This window comes from Streptomyces sp. NPDC004788 (assembly GCF_053601115.1).
The window spans coordinates 23,522-46,497 of record NZ_JBSGBF010000012.1; the positions used below are offsets into that span (position 1 = coordinate 23,522).

21 protein-coding genes are annotated in these 22,976 nt (G+C 73.5%); 13 read left to right on the forward strand and 8 right to left on the reverse strand.

Annotation, left to right across the window (positions count from 1 at the left end):
- Positions 1–7: 7 nt before the first annotated feature.
- The gene (locus tag ACWEJX_RS08300; protein WP_451606729.1) at positions 8–1,132 is read right to left on the reverse strand and encodes a magnesium and cobalt transport protein CorA; all 1,125 of its coding nucleotides are present in this window, start codon (positions 1,130–1,132) and stop codon (positions 8–10) included.
- Positions 1,133–1,620: 488 nt separating this feature from the next.
- Here ACWEJX_RS08300 and ACWEJX_RS08305 point away from each other — a divergent pair, with 488 nt between their 5' ends.
- The 4 genes from ACWEJX_RS08305 (at position 1,621) to ACWEJX_RS08320 (ending at position 4,844) form a co-directional block, all read left to right on the forward strand.
- Entirely contained in the window at positions 1,621–2,211 is a 591-nt protein-coding gene (locus ACWEJX_RS08305; RefSeq protein WP_451606730.1) for a suppressor of fused domain protein, read from the forward strand.
- Between the two features lie 192 nt (positions 2,212–2,403).
- The gene (locus tag ACWEJX_RS08310; protein ID WP_403792409.1) at positions 2,404–3,042 is read left to right on the forward strand and encodes a DUF6758 family protein; all 639 of its coding nucleotides are present in this window, start codon (positions 2,404–2,406) and stop codon (positions 3,040–3,042) included.
- A gap of 177 nt (positions 3,043–3,219) precedes the next feature.
- Positions 3,220–4,080: a PHP domain-containing protein gene (locus ACWEJX_RS08315; RefSeq protein WP_451606731.1), complete on the forward strand. Its 861-nt coding sequence runs from the start codon at positions 3,220–3,222 to the stop codon at positions 4,078–4,080.
- Positions 4,081–4,238: 158 nt separating this feature from the next.
- Complete coding sequence (locus tag ACWEJX_RS08320; RefSeq protein ID WP_451606732.1) at positions 4,239–4,844, forward strand: MarC family protein; 606 nt, start codon at positions 4,239–4,241, stop codon at positions 4,842–4,844.
- 110 nt (positions 4,845–4,954) lie between these two features.
- Here ACWEJX_RS08320 and ACWEJX_RS08325 read toward each other — a convergent pair whose 3' ends face one another.
- From ACWEJX_RS08325 to ACWEJX_RS08335, 3 genes are all read right to left on the reverse strand, one after another.
- The gene (locus ACWEJX_RS08325; RefSeq protein WP_389208197.1) at positions 4,955–5,107 is read right to left on the reverse strand and encodes a hypothetical protein; all 153 of its coding nucleotides are present in this window, start codon (positions 5,105–5,107) and stop codon (positions 4,955–4,957) included.
- 161 nt (positions 5,108–5,268) lie between these two features.
- Positions 5,269–6,192 (reverse strand): alpha/beta fold hydrolase, encoded by a 924-nt coding sequence (locus ACWEJX_RS08330; protein WP_451606733.1) that lies wholly within the window; start codon positions 6,190–6,192, stop codon positions 5,269–5,271.
- A gap of 88 nt (positions 6,193–6,280) precedes the next feature.
- Positions 6,281–9,322, reverse strand: a complete 3,042-nt coding sequence (locus ACWEJX_RS08335; protein WP_451606734.1) for a DEAD/DEAH box helicase — start codon at positions 9,320–9,322, stop codon at positions 6,281–6,283.
- A gap of 478 nt (positions 9,323–9,800) precedes the next feature.
- On the opposite strand from ACWEJX_RS08335, the gene ACWEJX_RS08340 reads away from it, so the two are divergent.
- A complete protein-coding gene (locus tag ACWEJX_RS08340; protein ID WP_403792400.1) occupies positions 9,801–10,532 on the forward strand; it encodes a ferritin-like fold-containing protein in 732 nt (243 codons plus the stop codon).
- A 19-nt stretch (positions 10,533–10,551) separates the two neighbouring features.
- On the opposite strand, the gene ACWEJX_RS08345 is transcribed toward ACWEJX_RS08340, so the two are convergent.
- From ACWEJX_RS08345 to ACWEJX_RS08360, 4 genes are all read right to left on the reverse strand, one after another.
- A complete protein-coding gene (locus ACWEJX_RS08345; RefSeq protein ID WP_451606735.1) occupies positions 10,552–10,821 on the reverse strand; it encodes a hypothetical protein in 270 nt (89 codons plus the stop codon).
- A 167-nt stretch (positions 10,822–10,988) separates the two neighbouring features.
- Entirely contained in the window at positions 10,989–11,216 is a 228-nt protein-coding gene (locus tag ACWEJX_RS08350) for a DUF3107 domain-containing protein (RefSeq protein WP_365338563.1), read from the reverse strand.
- Between the two features lie 180 nt (positions 11,217–11,396).
- Complete coding sequence (locus tag ACWEJX_RS08355) at positions 11,397–12,056, reverse strand: TetR/AcrR family transcriptional regulator (protein ID WP_451606736.1); 660 nt, start codon at positions 12,054–12,056, stop codon at positions 11,397–11,399.
- A gap of 180 nt (positions 12,057–12,236) precedes the next feature.
- Entirely contained in the window at positions 12,237–12,455 is a 219-nt protein-coding gene (locus ACWEJX_RS08360) for a hypothetical protein (RefSeq protein ID WP_451606737.1), read from the reverse strand.
- 440 nt (positions 12,456–12,895) lie between these two features.
- Between ACWEJX_RS08360 and ACWEJX_RS08365 the strand changes: the two genes are divergently transcribed.
- The 8 genes from ACWEJX_RS08365 to ACWEJX_RS08400 all read left to right on the forward strand — a co-directional run bounded on the left by ACWEJX_RS08365 (position 12,896) and on the right by ACWEJX_RS08400 (position 22,968).
- A complete protein-coding gene (locus ACWEJX_RS08365) occupies positions 12,896–13,888 on the forward strand; it encodes an alpha/beta fold hydrolase (RefSeq protein WP_451606738.1) in 993 nt (330 codons plus the stop codon).
- 8 nt (positions 13,889–13,896) lie between these two features.
- Positions 13,897–15,351, forward strand: coding sequence for a DUF3152 domain-containing protein (locus ACWEJX_RS08370; RefSeq protein ID WP_451606739.1), 1,455 nt, complete (start codon positions 13,897–13,899; stop codon positions 15,349–15,351).
- 100 nt (positions 15,352–15,451) lie between these two features.
- Complete coding sequence (locus ACWEJX_RS08375) at positions 15,452–15,547, forward strand: Ms4533A family Cys-rich leader peptide (protein ID WP_389208214.1); 96 nt, start codon at positions 15,452–15,454, stop codon at positions 15,545–15,547.
- 159 nt (positions 15,548–15,706) lie between these two features.
- A complete protein-coding gene (locus ACWEJX_RS08380) occupies positions 15,707–17,437 on the forward strand; it encodes an ABC transporter substrate-binding protein (RefSeq protein ID WP_451606740.1) in 1,731 nt (576 codons plus the stop codon).
- On the forward strand, positions 17,434–18,423 hold the full coding sequence (locus ACWEJX_RS08385) for an ABC transporter permease (protein ID WP_451606741.1): 990 nt from the start codon (positions 17,434–17,436) through the stop codon (positions 18,421–18,423). Before ACWEJX_RS08380 ends, ACWEJX_RS08385 begins: the two co-directional genes overlap by 4 nt.
- On the forward strand, positions 18,420–19,409 hold the full coding sequence (locus ACWEJX_RS08390) for an ABC transporter permease (RefSeq protein ID WP_451606742.1): 990 nt from the start codon (positions 18,420–18,422) through the stop codon (positions 19,407–19,409). Before ACWEJX_RS08385 ends, ACWEJX_RS08390 begins: the two co-directional genes overlap by 4 nt.
- Positions 19,406–21,055, forward strand: a complete 1,650-nt coding sequence (locus ACWEJX_RS08395; protein ID WP_451606743.1) for a dipeptide ABC transporter ATP-binding protein — start codon at positions 19,406–19,408, stop codon at positions 21,053–21,055. The genes ACWEJX_RS08390 and ACWEJX_RS08395 overlap by 4 nt, the downstream gene beginning before the upstream one ends.
- Positions 21,056–21,249: 194 nt before the next feature.
- Positions 21,250–22,968 (forward strand): glycosyltransferase, encoded by a 1,719-nt coding sequence (locus ACWEJX_RS08400; RefSeq protein WP_451606744.1) that lies wholly within the window; start codon positions 21,250–21,252, stop codon positions 22,966–22,968.
- Positions 22,969–22,976 lie beyond the last annotated feature (8 nt).

Consider the following 22,976-nt stretch of genomic DNA (forward strand, 5'->3'; position numbering starts at 1 on the left):
GTCGGTGCTACAGCCAGCCGTTCCGCTTGAGCGTGCGGTGGATGGCCAGGCAGGCGACCGCGATGCCCGCGAGGACCATCGGGTAGCCGTACTTCCAGTGCAGCTCCGGCATGTGGTCGAAGTTCATGCCGTACACGCCGCAGACCGCCGTCGGGACGGCGACGATCGCCGCCCACGAGGTGATCTTGCGCATGTCCTCGTTCTGGGCGACCTGCGCCTGCGCCAGGTTGGCCTGGAGGATCGAGTTGAGCAGCTCGTCGAAGCCGACGACCTGCTCCTGGACGCGGGCGAGGTGGTCGGCGACGTCCCGGAAGTACTTCTGGATGTCCGGGTCGACGAGCCGCATCGGGCGCTCGCTGAGCAGCTGCATCGGGCGCATCAGCGGCGTGACGGCCCGCTTGAACTCCAGCACCTCGCGCTTGAGCTGGTAGATCCGGCCGGTGTCGGCGCCGCGCGTGGAGCCCTTGGCCGGCGGCGAGAAGACGTCGATCTCGATCTGGTCGATGTCGAGCTCGACGGCGTCCGCGACCGCGATGTAGCCGTCGACGACGTGGTCGGCGATGGCGTGCAGCACCGCCGAGGGGCCCTTGGCGAGCAGCTCGGGCTCGCCCTGGAGGCGGTGGCGCAGGTTGCGCAGCGAGCCCTGGCCGCCGTGCCGGACGGTGATGACGAAGTCGGGGCCGGTGAACACCATCACCTCGCCGGTCTCCACGACCTCGCTGGTGGCGGTGAGTTCGGCGTGCTCGACGTAGTGGATCGTCTTGAAGACCGTGAAGAGGGTGTCGTCGTACCGCTCCAGCTTGGGCCGCTGGTGGGCGTGGACGGCGTCCTCGACGGCGAGCGGGTGCAGCCCGAACTCGGCGGCGATGCCGGCGAATTCGGCCTCGGTCGGCTCGTGCAGACCGATCCACGCGAAGCCGCCGCGCTCCCGCACCTGGCGCATCGCGCCGCGCGGCGTCAGGCAGGTGCGGTCGTCGACCCGGCGGCCGTCGCGGTAGACGGCGCAGTCGACGACGGCGGTCGGGGCGGCCGGGTCGCGGGTGGGGTCGTACGGGGGCACGACGACGGGCTTGCGGAGGGAGTGCCGCAGGGAGGGACGGACGGCGGCGCGCAGGTCACGGATCATCGACATGGGCGTGCTCCTTCACGGATCGGCCGTCGGCGACCGTGGCACAGCCCGGAATGGGGACGTGGAGGTACGTCGTCCACAAAGCGGGCGGCACCGGGGGATCGCGGTGACGGCGTTCGCTACTGACGGGCGGAGAGCGCCGCTCTCGGGCAAGAGCGCTGCTCTCAGGCAACGAAGGGAGCTCTTCCGTCGTGCGAGATGCCGGAGAGGAGGGGCCTTCGAGACGGCCCTGGAGTCACCGGAGGGAGAAACGCGCCCGGCTGGTGCTGGTGTTGCTGGAGTTACTGCCGGTGCGGCTCGGCGGAAGAGCGGCTGGTACTGCCCGATCGACTTCGATCCATCGCAGTCCCACCTCCTCCGGCCGGTCCCTCGTGAGGGATGACGTGTGACGAGCAGTCGGGTAATCCATCCCGACCAGTGGCCAAGACTATCAGCCGACTGAGGGTCAATCCCTTACTTTGCCCGTTCCATACGCGCTTTATGCTCGCCGCATGGCAGAAATTCTCGCTCTCGTCGAGGCCCGGCTCCGCACGGCCCTCGGCGAGCCGGACGCCCGCGCCGCGATCACCTTCCTCGGCACCGACCGCATCGAGGTGCTCCGCTTCGTCGACGCGGACGCCGGCCTGGTGCGTTACGCGACCCTCGGGATGTCCGCCCAGCCGATGGCCGACCCGACGGCCGTGCTCGCCGACCCGGTCAAGGGCCCCCGCGCCGAACTGGTCCTGTCCGTACGCGCCGGCCTCGCCGACACCGACAAGGTGCTCCGCGCGCTCGCGGTGCTCGCCGCCACCCCGCAGGTCGAGGGCGTGGTCGTGGCCCCGGGCGCCTCGCTCGACGTGGGCGAGCCGCTGTGGCCGGGCGCGCCCTTCACCTCGGTCCTCGTCGCCGAGTCGGGCGGCCTGGTGGAGGACCTGGACCTCGACGACCCCATGGACCCGGTCCGCTTCCTGCCGCTGCTGCCGATGACGCAGAACGAGGCCGCGTGGAAGCGGGTGCACGGGGCGCAGGCCCTGGAGGAGCGCTGGCTGGCGAACGGCACGGACCTGCGCGATCCGCTGCGCAGGTCCGTGACGCTGGACTGAGTCCGGGCTGAGTCCGGGCTGACTCCGGGCTGAGTCCGGTCCGCTGGGTGCGGGCGCGGCGCCGCGCCACGCTGTTCGAACCGTATGCGTATGGGGCGGAAGCTCGACCGAGGGTGAACGGCTCCGTCCGGACGGGTGATCGTCGGTGATCGTCCTTGACGGGGCGCCCCCGGGGTAGGACCGTTGAGCCCTATGAGGGGCGAACCCAGTTGCCCGAAGTGCGGTGGCCGGGTCAGGGCGCCCGGTCTCTTCGCCGACTCCTGGCAGTGCGATGTGCATGGCTCGGTGCACCCGCTTCAGCCCGTGATCCCGCCCAGCGTCGAGGCCCTCGGTGCCGTCGTGCACCGGTCCCACGTGCCGGTGTGGATGCCGTGGCCCTTGCCCGTCGGATGGCTCTTCACCGGGGTCGCGTACGCCGGTGACGACCGCAACGGTGGACGCGCGACCGTCGTCGCCTGCTCCGGACCCGGTCCGCTCGGCGGCATCGGGGAGCTGCTGCTCGTCGCCGAGGAGCTGGGCGTCGGTCTCGGCGCCCGGTACGCCGGCATCGACGGCCCCGATCCCGGATCCGGCATGGCCATCGACAAGCCGCCGCAGGTCAAGGTGCTCGCCGCCGGCCGGCCGACGCCGCTCTGGCACGTCACCGGCGCCCCGCAGGACCGCGCGGTCTTCGCGGGCGAGGCGCGCGGTCTGTGGCTGTGGGCGGTCGTCTGGCCCGAGCAGTCCGGCCTGCTGATGTACGACGAGCTGGTCCTCACCGACCTGCGGGACGCGGGCGCGGAGGTCGAGCTGCTGCCGTGCGGGGCGCTGACGCCGAGGCTGCTGACGTAGCGGGGCAAGGCGAGGTGAGGGGCCGGCGCAGCGGGGCAAGGCGAGGGAAGGCGGCTGACGCGGCGGGGGCGAGGTAAGGGGCGGACCGGTTTCGCGGTTCCGTACACGGGTGTTCGATTCGCCCGTTATGCTGGATCGTCCCTGTCGTCCGCCCCGAGCCCTTTGGAGTCCTGAGTCGTGCGCATCGATCTGCACACCCACTCCACCGCCTCGGACGGTACGGACACCCCGGCCGAGCTGGTTCGCAACGCGGCCGCCGCCGGGCTCGACGTGGTCGCGCTGACCGACCACGACACCAGCCGCGGGTACGCGGAGGCCGTCGCCGCCCTGCCCGAGGGGCTGACGCTCGTCACCGGCGCCGAGCTCTCCTGCCGCTACGACGGCGTGAGCCTGCACATGCTGGCCTACCTCTTCGATCCCGAGGAGCCCGCCCTGCTCGCCGAGCGCGAGCTGGTCCGCGACGACCGCGTGCCGCGCGCCCGTGCCATGGTCGGCAAGCTCCAGGAGCTCGGCGTCCCCGTCACCTGGGACCAGGTCGCCCGCATCGCCGGCGACGGCTCCGTCGGCCGCCCGCACGTCGCCGAGGCGCTCGTCGAGCTGGGTGTCGTGCCCGACGTCTCCGGCGCCTTCACGCCCGAGTGGCTCGCCGACGGCGGCCGCGCGTACGTCGAGAAGCACGAGCTGGACCCCGTCGACGCCATCCGCCTGGTCAAGGCCGCCGGCGGCGTCACCGTCTTCGCCCACCCGCTGGCCCTCAAGCGTGGCGAGTGCGTGCCCGAGTCGGCCATCGCCCGGCTCGCGGAGGCCGGCCTCGACGGCATCGAGGTCGACCACATGGACCACGACGAGCCGACGCGGGCGCGGCTGCGCGGCCTCGCGAAGGAGCTGGGTCTGCTGACCACCGGCTCCAGCGACTACCACGGCAGCCGCAAGACCGTCGGTCTCGGCGACTTCCTGACCGACCCCGAGATCTACGGCGAGATCACCCGCCGCGCCACCGGCGCCTTCCCGGTGCCGGGCGCCGGCGGACGCGCCTGACCCACGCAGCACACAGGCTCCGCCCGTCGCCCACCGGTGGCAGGGCGGAGCGAGGTGCGTCGCATGACTTCCTCCTCAGGCATGGCTTCCGCCTGCCCTTCTCTCGGAACCTCTGGTTCCGGATGCTCTTGTACACCCCTTTCGCGCAAGGCCACACCGTGTTCGACGTCGCCGTCTTCGGCTCGCTGTTCCTCACCCTCTTCGTGATCATGGACCCCCCGGGGATCACCCCGATCTTCCTCGCCCTCACCGGCGGCCGCCCCGCCAAGGTGCAGCGCCGCATGGCCTGGCAGGCCGTCGCCGTCGCCTTCGGCGTCATCACCGTCTTCGGCATCCTCGGCCAGCAGATCCTGGCCTATCTGCACGTCTCCGTCCCCGCGCTGATGATCGCGGGCGGGCTCCTCCTGCTGCTCATCGCGCTCGACCTGCTCACCGGCAAGACCGACGAGCCGAAGCAGACCAAGGACGTCAACGTCGCCCTCGTACCGCTCGGCATGCCGCTGCTCGCCGGCCCCGGTGCGATCGTGTCCGTGATCCTCGCCGTGCAGAACGCGAACAGCGTCGCCTCGCAGATCTCGGTGTGGACCGCCATCGCCGCCATGCACCTCGTGCTGTGGGTGACCATGCGGTACTCGCTGCTGATCATCCGGGTCATCAGGGACGGCGGCGTCGTCCTGGTCACCCGGCTCGCCGGCATGATGCTGTCCGCCATCGCGGTGCAGCAGATCGTCAACGGCGTCACCCAGATCATCCAGGGCTCCTGACGCGGTCAGGGCCGGTGAACCGGACCGGCCCCGGACACCACTGCGCCCCCGTACGGATTCCGTTCTCCGGAGTCCGTGCGGGGGCGCGGTGCGTGAATGAGGTGTGCCGGTTACGAGGCCGAGGCGTCGGCCGGCCGGATCCAGATGCGCTGGCCGATCGCGGCGGCCTGCTGCACGATCCCGTTGACGGAGGCGGCGTCCACGACAGTGGAGTCGACGGGGGTGCCGTCGATGTCGTCGAGGCGCAGGATTTCGAAGCGCATGGGCTTCTCCCTTCGTCTGAGTTGATCCTCCAGGGCGGAGAACTGCGTTACGTAGGGGTACAACGAGGCCCATCCATGAAACATTCCCTACGCTAAGGAAATTTTTTGGATGGCTAACTAGTGTCCGGTGGAGCCTCTCCGCAGATCCTCGCAGAGCCGGGTTACGACGACGCTTCGGCCGCGTTGCGACCGGCGGCCGCGCGGGGCGCGCGCGTCTGCGCGCTCAGCTCCCAGAACGCGGTGAGCCGCGCCGCCAGCTCCTCCGGGTGCGAGACGTTGGGGGAGTGGCCCGCGCCCGCGACCACCGTGTGGTGCGCGCCGGTACGGGCGGCCGCCGCCGCGAGGGCCTGCACCGGCCAGACCGTCTCCTCGTCGCCGTACGCGATGTGCAGCGGCATCGGCAGCGCGCCCAGCGCCGCCGTGCCGTCCGGGTCGCCGAGGATCAGCCGGCCCGCGCCCGCGAGCTGAGCGATCCGGGTCCGCATCCAGCGGCGGCGCAGGAAGGCCACGATCTCCGGCGGATCCGTCACGCCCGGCTCCTCGCCCCGGCTGTCCAGCCAGCGGGTCGCCTGCCACACCCGTTCCTTCGAGAGCAGCGCGAACGCGGTGCGCAGCGCCCGGACCCGCACCCGCTGGGAACGCGCGACCTTCGTCGGGCCCGAGGCGAGCAGGGTGAGCGAGAGGAACGCGTCCGGCGCGAGCTCCGCCGCCGCGCGGGCCACCAGGCCGCCGAACGAGTGCCCGAGCAGATGCACCGGCCCGTCGCCGAGCGCCGCCGCCTGCGCCACCACGTCGAGCGCGAGCGCCTTGCGGCGGTAGGCCGCCCGGCCGCGCGGACCCGGCGTCTCGTGCTGGCCGCGCCCGTCGACGGCGACCGCGCGGTAGCCGGCCTCGCCCAGCGGGCCGAGCAGCGCCAGGAAGTCCTCCTTGCTGCCGGTGAAGCCGGGCAGCAGCAGCACGGTCCCGTGCCGGGGAACGGCGGCGGGGGCGGGCGCGGCGTCGAGCACGGCGAAGTCGCCCCGTGCGGTGGAGAGGCGGTAGGCACGGGTCCGGGGCGGCAGCGCGAGGGAGCGGGGCTTGCTCATACAGGGACTGTAACCGCAGGCCGTGACACCGCAGAACGCACCGCGGCCCGGCCCCTCGGGGAGGGACCGGGCCGCGATACGCGGGTGACTACGCCTCGGGTGCGGCGGCGGCCTTCTTGGTGGCGCGCTTGCGCGGCGCCGCCTTCTTCGGGGCCTCGGCCTCGACGGTCTCGGCGACCGGCTCGGCCGCCTTCTTCACCGTACGGCGACGGGTCGTCGTCTTCTTCGGCTCGGACGCGTCCGGCGCCACGGCCGCGACGGCCTTCTTGGCGGCGGCCCGCTTGCGCGGCGCGGCCTTCGGGGCCTCGGTGGCCTCGACGGTCTCGGCGACCGGCTCGGTCACGGCCACGGCCTTCTTGGCGGTGGTGCGCTTGCGCGGGGCCGCCTTCTTCGGCGCCTCGGCCTCGGTGGCCTCGACGGCCACGACGGCCTCGGCGACCGGCTCGGCGACGGCCTTCTTCGCGGCGGCCCGCTTGCGCGGAGCCTTCGGCGCCTCGGGCTGGGCGGCTTCGACGGTCTCGGCGACCGGCTCGGCCACGGCCACGGCCTTCTTCGCGGTGGTGCGCTTGCGCGGGGCGGCCTTCTTCGGCTCCGCCACGGGCTCCGCGACCGGCTCGGCGACCGGCTTCGGTTCCTCGACGGGCGCGGCGACCGGAGCGGCGGCGATGATCACCACACCGGCCTCGGCGGAGGTCGACGTCACCGGGCTCGACACCCGGCGGGTCGCCCGCCGGCGGACCGGCTTCGGCTCCTCGACGGGCGCGGCGACCGGCTCCTCGACCGTGACCTTCGGCTCCTCGACGACGGTCGCGACGCTGTTCGTCGCCGGACGCGTCGCCCGGCGGCGGACCCGCGGGCCGGCCGTCGGAGCGGCGGCCGGGGCGACAGCCGGAGCGGCGGCGGGAGCGGAGACCGGGGCGGTGGCCTGCGCGGGCACGGCGGCGACAGCCGCACGCACCGGCTTGGGCTCCTCGGTCGCCTGGGCCGGCACCGTGGCGGCGGCCAGCGCGGCCGCGGCCGTCTCCACCGTCTGGAACGTCACCGTCTCCTCGGCGGCACGCGGCCGCACCCGGCGCCGACGCGGCGCCGGCGCCTCGGCCGGAGCGGCCACGGCGACGGAAGCGGCGGCCTTCGCGGCCACCGGCGCACCACGACCACGACGACGGCGCGGAGCCTCCTCGGCCTCGACGACCGGAGCCTGGGCGGCCGGGGTCTCGACGACCGGCGCCTCGGCCTCGGCGGACCGGCCGCGGGTGCGGCGGGTCCGGCCTTCGGCGGCCGGGGCCTCGGCTGCGGGGGTCTCGGCGGCGGGGGTCTCGACGACCGGCGCCTCGGCCTGGGCGGACCGGCCGCGGGTGCGGCGGGTCCGGGCCTCGGCGGCCGGGGTCTCGGCTGCGGCGGTCTCGACCACGGCGGCTGCCGCGGGGGTCTCCAGCGCGGCGGTCTCGACTGCGGCTTCGGCGGTACGGGCCTCGCCGGAGCGGCCGCGGCCACGGCGACGGGCGCCCGACTCGGCGGTGGCGGCGTCGGCCACGGCGGTCTCGGCCGTCGGGCCGGCCTCGGTGCCGGCGTCCACCGTCACCTGGGTCTCGACCGTCGCCTCGGCCGTACGGCCCTCGCCGGAGCGGCCGCGACGGCGGCGGGTCCGGGCGCCCTCGACGGCCGGAGCGGCCTCGGCGGCCTCCGTCACGACCGGGGTCGCGCCCGCGACCGGAATGCCGGCGCCGGCTCCGCCGCGGGTGCGGCGGCGGCGCGGGCGGCGCGGGCCGGTGGACTCGGCGGCGTCCGTGTCGGCGGTCTGCTCGGTGGCGGTCGCCGGGCCCGCCTGGTCGGCGAGGTCGCTGCCACCGCGGGTACGGCGGCGCTGGCGCGGCGTACGGGCCGGGCGCTCCTCGGCCTGCTGCTGCTCGCGGCGCGGGGCGCGGCCACGACGGCCGCCCGGCTCGCCGAGGTCCTCGATCTCCTCCGCGTCGAGACCGGCGCGGGTGCGCTCGGCGCGCGGCAGGATGCCCTTGGTGCCCTCGGGGATGTCGAGGAGCTCGTACAGGTGCGGCGAGCTGGAGTACGTCTCGACCGGGTTGCCGAAGTCGAGCTCCAGCGCCTTGTTGATCAGCTGCCAGCGCGGGATGTCGTCCCAGTCGACCAGCGTGATCGCCGTACCGCTCGCGCCCGCGCGGCCGGTGCGGCCGATGCGGTGCAGGTAGGTCTTCTCGTCCTCGGGGGACTGGTAGTTGATGACGTGGGTGACGCCCTCGACGTCGATGCCGCGCGCGGCGACGTCGGTGGCGACGAGCACGTCGACCTTGCCGTTGCGGAAGGCGCGCAGCGCCTGCTCGCGGGCGCCCTGGCCGAGGTCGCCGTGGACGGCGCCGGAGGCGAAGCCGCGCCGCTCCAGCTGCTCGGCGATGTCGGCGGCGGTCCGCTTCGTACGGCAGAAGATCATCGCGAGGCCGCGGCCGCGGGCCTGCAGGATGCGGGAGACCAGCTCCGGCTTGTCCATGTTGTGGGCACGGAACACGTGCTGCGTGATGTTCGCGTGGGTCGCGCCCTCGTCGTCCGGCGAGGTGGCGCGGATGTGCGTGGGCTTCGACATGTAGCGGCGGGCCAGGCCGATGACCGCGCCCGGCATGGTCGCCGAGAACAGCATCGTCTGGCGCTTCGCCGGAAGCATGTTCATGATCTTCTCGACGTCGGGCAGGAAGCCCAGGTCGAGCATCTCGTCGGCCTCGTCCAGGACGAGCACCTTGACGTGGGACAGGTCGAGCTTGCGCTGGCCGGCCAGGTCGAGCAGGCGGCCGGGGGTGCCGACGACGACGTCGACGCCCTTGTTCAGCGCCTCGACCTGCGGCTCGTACGCGCGGCCGCCGTAGATGGCGAGGACGCGCACGTTGCGCACCTTGCCGGCGGTGAGCAGGTCGTTGGTGACCTGCTGGCACAGCTCGCGGGTGGGGACGACGATGAGCGCCTGCGGGGCGTCGGTCAGCTGCTCGGGCTTGGCCCGGCCGGCCTCGACGTCGGCGGGGACGGTCACGCGCTCCAGGATCGGGAGGCCGAAGCCGAGGGTCTTGCCCGTACCGGTCTTGGCCTGGCCGATGACGTCGGTGCCGGAAAGGGCGACCGGAAGGGTCATCTCCTGGATGGGGAAGGGGGTGACGATGCCGACGGCTTCCAGGGCCTCGGCGGTCTCGGTGAGAATTCCGAGCTCTCGGAACGTAGTCAGGGTGCTGCCTCTTCTGTGAGACGCGGCGCGAGGCGAACGAGGGGGGTCTCACCGTGCCTGGAACTTCCTGCGGGATCCGGAAGATCACCGCCGGGTGGCGCGGGACCGCTGCCTTCGCTCGAGCGTCGTGCCGCTGAGGGACCCTTCGGCAGGCCGCCGGAAGGGCTGTCGGGCCGGAGCCGATCGGGCCACCGACCGGGCATCCTCATTCATGAGTCGGCCCACCGGGTACGTCCGAACGTGCGAAAGCATGTCCGCATACTCAGCAGGCGCCTTACCACTGTACCCCGGAATCGCGCATGTGTGTCGGGAGAATTCCCGCCGAGGTCACGGTCACAGTCACTGACCAGGGCCCTTGGCGGACGACGGAGCGGGCTATTGTGCGCTCATGGAGACGCCCGACAACGCCACACCCACCGGTATCGCCGCCCAGGACTGGGCCACCGCCTCCGCCGTGCCGCAGTACCGCGCCGCCGTGATCGACCTGCTCGGCGCCCTCGCCTACGGCGAGCTCGCGGCCTTCGAGCGGCTCGCCGAGGACGCCAAGCTGGCGCCGACACTCGCGGACAAGGCCGAGCTGGCGAAGATGGCCTCCGCCGAGTTCCACCACTTCGAGCAGCTGCGCGACCGGCTCGCCGCCGTGGACGCCCCGCCGACCGAGGCGATGGAGCCGTTCGCCAGGGCGCTGGACGAGTTCCATCGCCAGACCGCCCCGTCCGACTGGCTGGAGGGCCTGGTCAAGGCGTACGTCGGCGACTCGATCGCCAGCGACTTCTACCGGGAGGTCGCCGCCCGCCTCGACTCCGACACCCGCGCCCTGGTGCTCGGTGTGCTCGACGACACCGGCCACGGCAACTTCGCCGTCGAGAAGGTCCGCGCCGCGATCGACGCCGACCCGCGGGTCGGCGGCCGCCTCGCCCTGTGGGCGCGCCGGCTGATGGGCGAGGCCCTGTCGCAGGCGCAGCGCGTGGTCGCCGAGCGCGACGCGCTGTCGACGATGCTCGTCGGTGGCGTGGACGGTATGGCCGCGGGCTTCGACCTCGCCGAGGTCGGCCGGATGTTCTCCCGCATCACCGAGGCGCACACCAAGCGCATGGCCGCGCTCGGCCTCGCCGCGTAACCCTTCCGGGGAAGTGGCCTCAGACCGCCGCTGATCGGCGCAGTCGTCGCGAGGCGGGCCGGATCAGCAGCGACAGCAGCACGGCCGCGATCGCGAAGGCGCCGATCAGGGTGGCCAGGAAGTGGCCGGGCCCGAGGGCGCCGTGGGTGACCAGGGCACCGAAGACGCCGCCGAGCGTCCCCGTGGTCAGGACGGCGCCCCGTGCGGGGAGGCGGTCGGAGAGCCGGTGCACGGCTACCCAGGCCAGGGCGAAACCGAGCAGAGCGGAACCGAGGGCTTCCAGGAACACGGCGGATCACCTCGCGGGGGTGTGCGGGGCGGGCGTTCGGTCACACCCGTCCTACCCGGTCACTCGTGATGACAATCCTCCCCATACGCCCTGACGTGGGCAGACACGGACAAGAGAGGGGCCCGGCGGACCGAAGTCCGCCGGGCCCCTGCCCGTCTGTGTGTCGCTCAGAGCGCGCCGAAGCCCACCCGACGCACCGCCGGCTCGCCGAGCTCGACGTACGCGATCTTGTCAGCCGGCACCAGGACCTTGCGGCCCTTCTCGTCCGTCAGGCTGAGCAGCTGCGCCTTGCCGGCCAGCGCGTCGGCCACCGCGCGCTCGACCTCCTCGGCGGACTGTCCGCTCTCCAGCACGATCTCCCGGGGTGCGTGCTGCACGCCGATCTTGACCTCCACGGCTATGTCCCTCCGAACGGTCAGCCTTGCGCGTGGGTCCCGCGCCGTACTCGCCCACATTAGCCCGGTGAGGGGACGGACACGGCGCGCGCAGGGAACGCCAAGAGCGAACAACCGCGAGCGCCGAACCCCTCGTACCGCCGTCCGCACCGGACGGCGGTCGGTCGTACGGGGTGGTGCTCAGTGGCCCTCGGCGCTCAGCTGTCCCTCCGCGCCGTGCAGCGGGAAGCCGGCGATGCCTCGCCAGGCCAGCGAGGTCAGCAGCGCCACCGCCTTGTCGCGCGGGATGGCGGACTCGCTGGACAGCCAGTAGCGGGCGACGACCTGCGAGACACCGCCGAGGGCGACGGCGAGCAGCATCGACTCGTCCTTGGCCAGGCCGGTGTCCTCGGCGATCACGTCGGAGATCGCCTCGGCGCACTGCAGCGAGACCCGCTCGACGCGCTCGCGCACGGCCGGCTCGTTGGTGAGGTCCGACTCGAAGACCAGACGGAAGGCGCCGCCCTCGTCCTCGACGTACGCGAAGTAGGCGTCCATGGTGGCCGCGACGCGCAGCTTGTTGTCCGTGGTGGACGCGAGGGCCGCGCGCACCGACAGCAGCAGGGACTCGCAGTGCTGGTCCAGCAGCGCCAGATACAGCTCCAGCTTGCCCGGGAAGTGCTGGTAGAGAACCGGCTTGCTGACGCCGGCCCGTTCGGCGATGTCGTCCATGGCGGCCGAGTGGTACCCCTGCGCGACGAACACCTCCTGGGCCGCGCCGAGGAGCTGGTTCCGTCGGGCACGGCGCGGCAGGCGCGTGCCCCGAGGGCGTGCTGCCTCTGTCTGCTCGATGGCGCTCACGCCGCCTCCCAAAAATCGATCCATGCGCGCTCTGACGTCGCGCCGCCATCGTACTTTTGGGTAACCCGGCAGTGCGCGTTGCGAACGCAGAATTTCACGGACCGGACGCCTGGGGCGAGAGGCGACGGCCAAGTAGTTGGACGGTAAACCGAACAAATCGATGAAGGACCACGGGGCTACTCAGCGGTAGTCGTCCTCGTCGAGCGTGACGACCCGCGCCTGCTCGATGGCGTCCGCGTCGTTCGCGGCGTCGTGCTTGATGTGGTTGAGCGGCTCGTCCTCGTGCTGCTGCAGTTCGGTGTGCTGCTCGGCCGCGTCGGCCTCCGGGATCTCCTCGTCGAGCACGACGTCCTCTTCTTCCTCGGCGAATGTGTCCGGCTCGTTCGGGTCGACAGTCATGCGGTTCCTTCCGGCGAGCGGGTCTGTCCGTCCCTTCCGGCGGGCGGGTCCGCGGGTGCTGTCCGAGGGCCGTGCCCGGCTCTCACTCCGAGCGTAGGAGCTCCTCCCGTGCACCGCACCCGATCCGCCACTCTCGGGCGTCGCCTGCACCCGATCGTGCGAGCCGCCGCACCCGCTCGACGCGGATCCGGCGACGAGACAGATCACGCGCGCGACCGCGACAGTCCCTCGATCGATCGCGCGAGCGACCACGACGGTCCCTCGATCGATCGATCGCGGGAGCGACCACGACGGTCCCTCGATCCCGTGCCGCGTCCGATTCCACGGGCCACCGCGACAGCCCTTCGGCCCGGCGCCGCGACCGGTCCTGTGACGCCACCCACACCTCTGTGACGCCACCCACACACTTCCGGGCGTGATCGTCTCGTAATATCGCTGCCATGTCCTCGACCGAGCTGCCGGAAACCCGGACCGCCGCCTCGCCCGCGACCCGGCCGCCGCGCACCGTACGGGTCGCCGACGGCGAGGAGCTGCGGTCCGTCGCGCTGCCCGGACTCACCCTGACCGTCCGCGCGCGGCCCGCCGGCCGGACCGGTCTGCCGCCCGCGCTGTTCGTGCACGGGCTCGGCGGCTCCTCGCAGAACTGGTCGGACCTGATGCCGCTGCTCTCCGACCTCGTCGACGGCGAGGCCGTCGACCTGCCCGGCTTCGGCGACTCGCCGCCGCCCGACGACGGCAACTACTCCGTGACCGGTCACGCCCGCGCGGTCATCCGGCTGCTCGACGCCGCAGGCCGCGGCCCGGTGCACCTGCTCGGCAACTCCATGGGCGGCGCGGTCGCCACCCGGGTCGCCGCCGTGCGTCCCGACCTGGTCCGCACCCTGACGCTGATCTCCCCGGCCCTGCCCGAGCTGCGCGTCCAGCGCAGCGCCTGGCCGACCGCGCTGCTCGCGGCGCCCGGCATCGCGTCGCTGTTCGCGAGGCTGACGAAGGACTGGACGGCCGAGCAGCGGGTCAAGGGCGTGCTCTCCCTCTGTTACGGCGACCCCGGCCGGGTCTCCGAGGAGGGTCTGCGGCACGCCGTCGAGGAGATGGAGCGGCGCCTGGAGCTGCCGTACTTCTGGGACGCCATGGCCCGCTCCTCGCGCGGCATCGTCGACGCGTACACGCTCGGCGGCCAGCACGGACTGTGGCGGCAGGCGGAGCGGGTGCTCGCGCCGACGCTCCTCGTGTACGGCGGGCGGGACCGGCTCGTCGGCTACCGGATGGCGCGCAGGGCGGCCGCCGCCTTCCGCCGTTCGACGCTTCTCACGCTCCCGGAGGCCGGGCACGTGGCGATGATGGAGTATCCGGAGACCGTCGCCGCGGCGGTACGGGAGCTGATCACCGGTGCCGCCGACGCGCGGCCGCCGGCGGCCGAGGGCGGGAGCTGAGCCGGACCGTGGGACGACATAGTCGCAAGGGCCCCGCCGCCCCGGTGAACGACACCGGGGAGCGGGAGGCCGCAGGGCCGGGGCCGGGGCCGGGGACGGGGACGGGGCGACGCAGGCGGACCGGTGGGCAGCAGCCCCCGGCGGCACCGCAGCCCCCGCGCCCGTACGACAGCACCTATGACACACCGGGCCAGGGCCGCCCGTATCCGCCGCAGGGCCAGGGCCGGATGTACGAGACGCCGGGCCGTGGCACCCCGGCACACGGCACCCCCGCACACGGCACGCCGACGTACGGCGCCTCGGCGCCCGGCACCCCGACGCACGGCACCCCGGCACACGGCACCCCGGCATACGGCACGCCGACGCATGGCACCCCCGCACACGGCACGCCGACGTACGGCACCTCGGCGCCCGGCACCCCGCGCCACGCCGGGGCGTACGAGACCTCCGGCCGGCCCTTCGTGCGCGGCGGGCACCCGGCCCACCCCGAGGCGGCGGCCCCCGCCGCCCGCTACCCGTACGCGAAGCCCGCACCCGCCGGTCCCGCCTCACCCGCCGCCCCGTTCATACCGGCACCGCGCCGGGAGGCGCCCCCCGCGCAGGAGCAGCCCGCACCGGCCCCCGAGTCCAGGGAGCGGGCCAAGCCGGGTGCCGCCCTCGGCCGTACCCTCACCGGGATCGCCGCGGCGGCCGTCACCACCGTCCTCGCGGTCGTCATCGCGGGTCAGGTCGCCGGCAGCGACGGCGACGGCTCGCGCGCGACGCACGCCGCCGACGACTCCGCCGACCGGATCGGTGCGGAGAGCCCGGCCTCGCGCTCCGACGACCGGGCCGCGCCGTCGAAGCCGCCGGCCGCGCCGCCGACGTACGAGCAGCTGATGGCCCGCCAGTTCCCCATCGACCCGCACCTGAAGGGGTCGGGGGAGTTCGAGACCGTGCCCGGTCTCGACAAGGCGCCGGGCAAGGGGCGCACGTACCGCTACCGGGTCGACGTCGAGAAGGGGCTCGGCCTCGACGGGACGCTGTTCGCACAGGCCGTGCAGAAGACCCTCAACGACCGGCGCAGCTGGGCCGGGAAGGGGGAGATGACCTTCGAGCGGATCTCCACCGGCGACCCGGACTTCGTGATCACGCTGGCCAGCCCGGGCACCACCGGTGCCTGGTGCGCCAAGTCCGGCCTCGACACGACGGTCGACAACGTGTCCTGCGACTCGGCCGCCACGCAGCGCGTGATGATCAACGCGTTCCGCTGGGCGCAGGGCTCGGTCACCTTCGGGCCGCACGCGATGCACGCGTACCGCCAGATGCTCATCAACCACGAGGTCGGGCACCGACTGGGGCACAGCCATGTGAGCTGCCGTACGCCGGGCGCGCTCGCGCCGGTGATGCAGCAGCAGACGAAGTCGCTGGACATCGACGGGATCAAGTGTCGGCCCAACCCCTGGGTGCACCCCGAGGGTTGACGGGCCGTCACCGTCACGTCCGTCCGCATGGTGAGACGGGCGTCTCGGGAGCGTGTCCTTCGCGTTGACATCGCTCAGGCGTTCGTCCATATTTCTCGGCATGTCGAACCGAGCCGTCACCACCGAGCGCGCCGCCCTTGAGCTGGCGCTCTTCGGCGTGACCGGCCACGCGGTCGCCGACATCCTCTGTCGCTGACGCAGCCCGCGCGCTACGTCGGCCTCTTTTCGCACGCCGCACCCGCACGGGTTCTCCTCCGCAGGTGCGTCGCGCTCTCCTTCCGGCTTCCGGGACGTCTCCCCGTGCCTGCGGTATTCCCTTGCTCCTTCCCGCAGTTCACCCCGAGAGGTTCCTCCGATGCGTCCATCGTCCGTGATTTCGCGCCGCGTGGCGGCCGCCGCCGTCGGTCTCGTCCTGGCCTCGGGCGCCGTCGCCTGCGCCGGACCGCAGGACGCCACCGGCGGAGGATCCGCCGGCAAGGGCGCCGACGGCGCCCCGAAGAAGGGCGGCACCCTCACCGTCCTCAACAGCGAGGCGCAGAGCGACTTCGACCCCGCCCGGCTCTACACCTCCGGCGGCGGCAACATCCCGTCCCTCGTCTTCCGCACGCTCACCACCCGCAACCGCGAGGCCGGCGCCGCCGGCACCCAGGTCGTCCCCGACCTCGCCACCGACACCGGCCGCCCGAACAAGGACGCCACCGAGTGGACGTACACCCTCAAGGACGGGCTGACGTACGAGGACGGCACGCCCATCACCAGCGCCGACATCAAGTACGGCATCGAGCGCTCCTTCGCCGCCGAACTCTCCGGCGGCGCCCCCTACCTGCGCGACTGGCTGGTCGGCGGCGAGACCTACCAGGGCCCCTACAAGGACCCCAAGGGCCTGGCGTCGATCGTCACGCCCGACGCCAGGACCATCGTCTTCAAACTGCGCAAGCCCGAGGGCGAGTTCCCGTTCGTCGCCACCCAGACGCAGTTCGCGCCCGTCCCCAAGGCCAAGGACAAGGGCGCGAAGTACGAGGAGCACCCGGTCTCCTCCGGCCCGTACAAGGTCGTGAAGAACGAGAACGACGGTGAGCACCTCGTCCTGGAGCGCAACCCGCACTGGGACCCGAAGACGGACGACGAGCGCAAGGCGTACCCCGACCGGATCGACGTCAGGTCCGGGCTCGACGAGGCCGTCATCAACCAGCGGCTCGCCACCTCCTCCGGCGCCGACGCCGCCGCCGTCACCACCGACACCAACCTCGGCCCCGCCGAACTCGCCCAGATCGGCTCCGACAAGGAACTCGCCGCCCGCGTCGGCACCGGCCACTTCGGCTTCACCAACTACATCGCCTTCAACCCGAAGGTGAAGCCCTTCGACAACCCCAAGGTCCGCCAGGCGATCTCCTACGCCGTCAACCGCACCAGCGTCGTCAACGCCGCCGGCGGCTCCGCGCTCGCCGAGCCCGCCACCACCTTCCTGCCCGAGCAGAAGTCCTTCGGCTACACCCCCTACGACCACTTCCCGGCCGGCAAGACCGGCGACCCGGCCAAGGCCAAGGCGCTGCTCAAGGAGGCCGGCTACCCCAACGGCCTGACCGTCACCCTGCTGCACTCCACCGCCCAGAACCGCACCACCAGCCCCGAGATCGCCACCGCCGTCCAGGAGGCGCTCGCCAAGGCCGGCATCACCGTCAAGCTCGACGGCCAGGAGCCCAACGCCTTCAACGAGAAGCGCTGGAGCGTCAAGGACGCGCCCGGCTTCTTCCTCTCCCGCTGGGGCGCCGACTGGCCGGCCGGCGGCCCCTTCCTCGCGCCGATCTTCGACGGCCGGCAGATCGTCACCAACGGCTCCAACTACAACCACGCCCAGCTGAACGACCCCGCCGTCAACCACGAGATCGACGAGATCAACAAGCTCACCGACCTCAAGGCCGCCGCCGCCCGCTGGGGCGCCCTCGACAAGAAGATCGGCGAGCAGGCGCTCGACGTGCCGCTCTTCCACCCCGTCTACAAGCGGCTCGTCGGCAAGGACGTCAAGAACGTCGTCATCAGCGACTGGACCGGCGTCCTCGACGTCTCGCAGGTCGCCGTCAAGTGAGCGCGCCGACCGACCTCGCGGCACCCGTGGCGGCCGGCGCTCCCGCCGCCACGGGCGCCGCCCGGCGGGTGTGGCAGCGGCTGCGCACCCGCCCCGCCGCCCTCACCGCCGGCGCCGTCCTCGTCCTGCTCGTCCTGCTCGCCGCGGGCGCGCCGCTGCTCGCCGCCCTAGCGGGCCAGGACCCGCACAGCTACCACGACGACCTCGTCGACTCCGCCCGCGGCGGCGTCCCGTACGGCTCCTTCGGCGGGATCAGCGCCGAGCACTGGCTCGGCGTCGAACCCGGCACCGGCCGCGACCTGTTCGTCCGGCTCCTCTACGGCGCCCGGATCTCGCTGCTCGTCGCGCTCGGCGCCACCGCCGTGCAGGTGCTCACCGGCGTCGGGCTCGGCCTCGCCGCCGGGCTCGGCGGACGCTGGGCCGACGCCGTCATCGGCCGGATCACCGACGTGTTCGTCGCCCTGCCGTTCCTCGTCCTCGTCATCGCGCTCACCGCCGTCGTCCCCCGCGACTTCCCGCGCCCGCTGCTGCTGATCCTGGTCATCGGACTGCTCGGCTGGGCCGGCACCTCCCGGATCGTGCGCGCCCAGACGCTCACCCTGAAGAGCCTCGACTTCGTCTCCGCGGCCCGGCTGGCCGGCTCGGGGCGGTGGCGCACCGCCCGGCGCGAACTGCTGCCGTCGCTGGCCGCGCCCGTCCTCACGTACGCGGCCGTCCTCGTGCCCGCCAACATCGTCACGGAGGCGTCGCTGTCCTTCCTCGGAGTGGGCGTCACCCCGCCCACCCCGTCCTGGGGGCAGATGCTCTCCACCGCGCAGACCTGGTTCCGGGCCGATCCGGCGTACGTGCTGCTGCCGGCCGGAGTGCTCTTCGCGACCGTGCTCGCCTGCACCGTCCTCGGCGACGCCGTGCGCGCCGCACTGGACCCGCGCGAGGCCGCCCGCGTGCGGGCACCGCGCAAGGTCCGCAAGGAGAAGACCTCATGACCCGCTACGTCCTGCGGCGGCTCGCGGGCGCCGCCCTCGTCCTGCTCGCGCTGTCCGTCCTCGTCTACGCGCTCTTCTACGTCGCCCCCGGCGACCCCGCCCGGCTCGCCTGCGGCGAGCGCTGCAACCCGCAGCAGATCGCCCAGGTGCGGGACCAACTCGGCCTGAACGAGAGCGTGTTCGCGCAGTACCTGCACTTCGCCCAGGGCGTGGTGGCCGGGCGCGACTACTCCGGCGGCACCGGTGTGCTGCACTGCTACGCGCCCTGCCTCGGCCTGTCGTACCAGACCGACCAGCAGGTCACCGACCTCATCCTGGAACGCCTCCCGGCCACCGCCTCGCTCGCCCTCGGCGCGATGGTGATCTGGCTCGTCATCGGCGTCGGCACCGGACTCCTTTCCGCGCTCCGGCGCGGCGGACTCACCGAGCGGGCCCTCACCGTGCTGACCCTCGCCGGCACCGGCACGCCCGTCTTCATCCTGGGACTGCTCCTCCTCATGGCCGTCTGCGCCTATCTGCGCTGGCTGCCCTTCCCGACCTACGTGCCGCTCGGCGAGGACCCCGAGCAGTGGGCCTGGAACATGCTGCTTCCCTGGCTCACCCTCGGCTTCTTCGAGTCCGCCAAGTACGCCCGGCTGACCCGGAGCTCCACCCTGGAGACGCTCGCCGAGGACCACATCCGCACCTTCCGCGCCTACGGGGTGGGGGAGCGGGCCGTCGTCACCCGGCACGCGCTGCGCGGCGCCGTGCCGCCCGTCGTCGCGCTCAGCGCGCTCGACCTCGGCTCGATGTTCGGCGGCGCCGTGCTCACCGAGTCCCTCTTCGGCATCCCCGGACTCGGCAAGACCCTCATCGACGGCGTCCGCCAGATCGACCTGCCCGTCGTCGTGGGCGTCGTGCTCCTCATGGGGACCGCCGTGGTCGTCGCGAACGTCGTCGCGGACCTCCTCTACGCCGTCGCCGACCGAAGGGTGGTCCTCACGTGAGCGTCCCCGTCGTCCCCGTCGCCCCTGCCGCACCCGTCGTCCCCGTCGCCCCCGTCGTCACCGTGGAAGGGCTCACCGTCGCCTTCGACGACTCCGTCACCGCCGTCGACGACCTCTCCTTCACCCTGGACGCGGGCCGCGCCCTCGCCCTCGTCGGCGAGTCGGGCAGCGGCAAGTCCACCGTGGCCGGCGCCCTCCTGGGGCTGCACCACGGCACCGGCGCCCGCGTCGGCGGCCGGGTCACGGTGGGCGGCATCGACGTGGGGTCGGCCGGCCCGGCCGAACTGCGCGGGCTGCGGGGCGGGGTGGCGGCGATGGTCTTCCAGGACCCGCTGTCCGCCCTCGACCCGTACTACGCGATCGGCGACCAGATCGCGGAGGTGTACCGGGTGCACCGGCCCGGCGCGTCCCGTGGCGCCGCCCGCGCCCGCGCCGTCGAGGTCCTCGACCGCGTCGGCATCCCCGACGCCGCCCGCCGCGCCCGCTCCCGCCCGCACGAGTTCAGCGGCGGCATGCGCCAGCGCGCCCTCATCGCGATGGCACTCGCCTGCGAGCCGCGGCTCCTCGTCGCCGACGAACCGACCACCGCCCTCGACGTCACCGTCCAGGCCCAGATCCTCGACCTGCTCCACGAGCTGCGCCAGGAGACCGGTACGGCCCTGCTGCTCGTCACCCACGACGTCGGCGTCGCCGCGGAGAGCGCCGACGACATCCTGGTCATGCGGGGCGGACGGGCGGTCGAACGCGGGCCCGCGGCGCGGGTGCTCGCCGCGCCCACGGAGCCGTACACCCGCGAGCTGCTGAGCGCCGTGCCGCGGCTCGACGGACCGCTGCGACCCGCCCCGGCCGCGCCGCCCCGAGGCGAGCCGCTGCTCGAAGCGGTCGGCCTGCGACGCGAGTTCGGGCGCGGGAAGGCGAAGGTCACGGCCGTCGACGGCGTCTCGCTGACCGTACGCGCCGGGGAGACCCTCGGCGTCGTCGGCGAGTCCGGCAGCGGCAAGACCACCCTCGGCCGGATGCTGGTGCGGCTGCTCGACCCGACCGACGGCCGGCTGCGGTACGCCGGGACGGAGATCGGCCGGCTGTCCGAGAAGGAACTGCGCCCGCACCGGCGCGAGCTGCAGATGGTGTTCCAGGACCCCGTCTCCTCCCTCAACCCGCGCCGCTCGGTCGGCGAGTCCGTCGCCGACCCGCTGCGCGCGGCGGGCGAGCGCGACGACCGGCTCGTCCGGAACCGGGTGCGGGAGCTGCTCGACCGGGTGGGGCTCGACCCCGACCGGTACGACGCCTACCCGCACGAGTTCAGCGGCGGCCAGCGCCAGCGCGTCGGCATCGCCCGCGCGCTCGCCGCCCGGCCGCGCCTGATCGTCTGCGACGAGCCCGTCTCCGCGCTCGACGTCACCACCCAGGCCCAGGTCACCGCCCTGCTCGCCGACCTCCAGGCCGAACTCGGCCTCGGGCTCGTCTTCATCGCCCACGACCTGGCGGTGGTGCGGCAGGTCAGCGACCGGGTCGCCGTGATGCGGGCCGGGCGGATCGTCGAGCAGGGCACCGTCGAGAAGGTGTACGGAGCGCCCGAGGACCCGTACACGCGACGGCTCCTCGCCGCCGTCCCCGCCCTGGAACGGGCGCCCGCGGTCGCCTGAGGATCGCACGGACAGTGATGTGACGATCTCGTAGCGCGACAAAACGCGACCGCGGTGCGAAAGTTACGAGCATTCACCCCTTCCGGTGGCGCGATGGACAACCGTCCGTCGCGCCACCGTCATATCCGCTTACGTTCTTCCCGCCGCGGGACACCAGTCACGGCAGGCGTCACGGGAGAACGGGGGTGTTGCTCATGCGGATCGGACTGCTCACGGAGAGTGGCTATCCGTACGCCACGGGTGAGTCCGGCCTCTGGTGCGACCGGCTCGTCCGCGGGCTCGCGCCGCACGAGTTCGACGTCTACGCGCTCAGCCGTGACGCCCGCCAGGACGCCACCGGCCGCGCGCACCTGCCGCACCTGCCGCCCAACGTGCGCGCGGTGCGCACCGCCGCGCTCCGGGACGGCGCGGGCGACGGGGCGCCCCTCGCCCGCCGTACGGGATACGGGCGGCGCGAGCGCCGGCGCTTCGAGACCGCGTTCGCGGAACTCGCGCACGGCATCTGCGCCGAGGACGGACAGCCCGCGGCCGGCCGGACGGCGGCCGGAGGCGCCGGGGCCGAGCGGTTCGCCGCCGGGCTCTACGAGCTCGCCGGACTCGCCCGCGAGCACGGCGGACTGCCCGCCGCGCTGCGCTCCGAGCCCGCCGTCCGGATCCTGGAGGCCGCCTGCCGCGCCCCCGGCGCGCGCCGCGCCGTCGCCGCCGCCACCGTGCCCGACCAGCTCGCCTTCACCGAACAGCTGGAGCGCGCGCTGCGCCCGCTCTCGCTCGACTGGTACGACGAGACGGAGCCCGGCACGGACGGCGCCGACGGCGCGGCGGGCGGCGGCCTCGCGCTCGCCGACCTCTGCCACGCCGCCTCCGCCGGCGCCGCCGCGGTCCCGGGCCTGCTGGCCAAGCGCTTCTTCGGCACCCCGCTGCTCGTCACCGAGTACGGCGTCCAGCTCCGCGCCCACTACCTCGCCGCCACCGGCGCCCCCCTCGCCACCCCCGTCCGCGCCCTGCTCGCCGCCTTCCACGGCCGGCTCGCCGGCGAGGTCTACCGCCAGGCCGCGCTGCTCACCCCCGGCAACGCGCACGCCCGCCGCTGGCAGGAGAAGTGCGGCGCCGACCGCGCCCGGCTGCGCACCGTCCACCCCGGCATGGACGCCGACCGCTTCGCCGAGGTCGGCGAGGACGAGGAGAGCGGCGACCCGGCGACCCTCGCCTGGATCGGCCGCGTCGAACCCGCCAAGGACCTCGTCGCCCTGCTGCACGCCTTCGCGGAGGTGCGGCGGCAGCAGCCCGACGCCCGGCTGCGGATCATCGCCGCGCCGGTACGGGAGCCGGGCGCCGCCGCGTACCTCGCGCACTGCCGGGGCCTCGCCGAGCAGCTCTTCCCGGACGAGGCGAGCGGCGTGCACGCCGTCGGCGAGAACCCCGTCTCCTTCGAGGAACTGGGCGGCCCCGAGGCCCCCACCCTGGAGGACGCGTACGCCGCCAGCGCCGTCGTCGTCCTCTCCAGCGTCGTCGAGGGCTTCCCCGTCGGCCTGGTCGAGGCCATGTTCTGCGCGCGGGCCACCGTCTCCACCGACGTCGGCGCGGTCGTCGAGGTCATCGGCGGCACCGGACTCGTCGTCCCGCCCCGCAACCCCAAGGCGCTCGCCGACGCCTGCCTCGCGCTGCTGCGCGACCCCGAGCGGCGCTACCGCCTCGGCGCCGCCGCCCGCGCCCGGGCCCTGGAGCTGTTCACCGTCGAACAGAACCTCGCGGCGTTCCGCGGCATCTACCTCGAACTCCTCTCCCACTCGCCGGTCCGCCGCCGGACCAGCTGCGGCGTGCCCTTCGCCCATCCCGCCGAGGCCCATGTGCCGGGCAGCTGGGCGGACCAGCCGGTCACCACCGCGGCCGGAACGGGAGATCCCGATGCCTGAAGGAGGCA

Coding starts and splice junctions, on each gene's coding strand:
- ACWEJX_RS08300 (WP_451606729.1), bottom strand. CDS start 1,132: ATGTCGATGATCCGTGACCTGCGCGCCGCCGTCCGTCCCTCCCTGCGG.
- ACWEJX_RS08305 (WP_451606730.1), top strand. CDS start 1,621: ATGGCAGAAATTCTCGCTCTCGTCGAGGCCCGGCTCCGCACGGCCCTC.
- ACWEJX_RS08310 (WP_403792409.1), top strand. CDS start 2,404: ATGAGGGGCGAACCCAGTTGCCCGAAGTGCGGTGGCCGGGTCAGGGCG.
- ACWEJX_RS08325 (WP_389208197.1), bottom strand. CDS start 5,107: ATGCGCTTCGAAATCCTGCGCCTCGACGACATCGACGGCACCCCCGTC.
- ACWEJX_RS08330 (WP_451606733.1), bottom strand. CDS start 6,192: ATGAGCAAGCCCCGCTCCCTCGCGCTGCCGCCCCGGACCCGTGCCTAC.
- ACWEJX_RS08335 (WP_451606734.1), bottom strand. CDS start 9,322: ATGACCCTTCCGGTCGCCCTTTCCGGCACCGACGTCATCGGCCAGGCC.
- ACWEJX_RS08340 (WP_403792400.1), top strand. CDS start 9,801: ATGGAGACGCCCGACAACGCCACACCCACCGGTATCGCCGCCCAGGAC.
- ACWEJX_RS08360 (WP_451606737.1), bottom strand. CDS start 12,455: ATGACTGTCGACCCGAACGAGCCGGACACATTCGCCGAGGAAGAAGAG.
- ACWEJX_RS08365 (WP_451606738.1), top strand. CDS start 12,896: ATGTCCTCGACCGAGCTGCCGGAAACCCGGACCGCCGCCTCGCCCGCG.
- ACWEJX_RS08375 (WP_389208214.1), top strand. CDS start 15,452: ATGTCGAACCGAGCCGTCACCACCGAGCGCGCCGCCCTTGAGCTGGCG.
- ACWEJX_RS08380 (WP_451606740.1), top strand. CDS start 15,707: ATGCGTCCATCGTCCGTGATTTCGCGCCGCGTGGCGGCCGCCGCCGTC.
- ACWEJX_RS08390 (WP_451606742.1), top strand. CDS start 18,420: ATGACCCGCTACGTCCTGCGGCGGCTCGCGGGCGCCGCCCTCGTCCTG.
- ACWEJX_RS08400 (WP_451606744.1), top strand. CDS start 21,250: ATGCGGATCGGACTGCTCACGGAGAGTGGCTATCCGTACGCCACGGGT.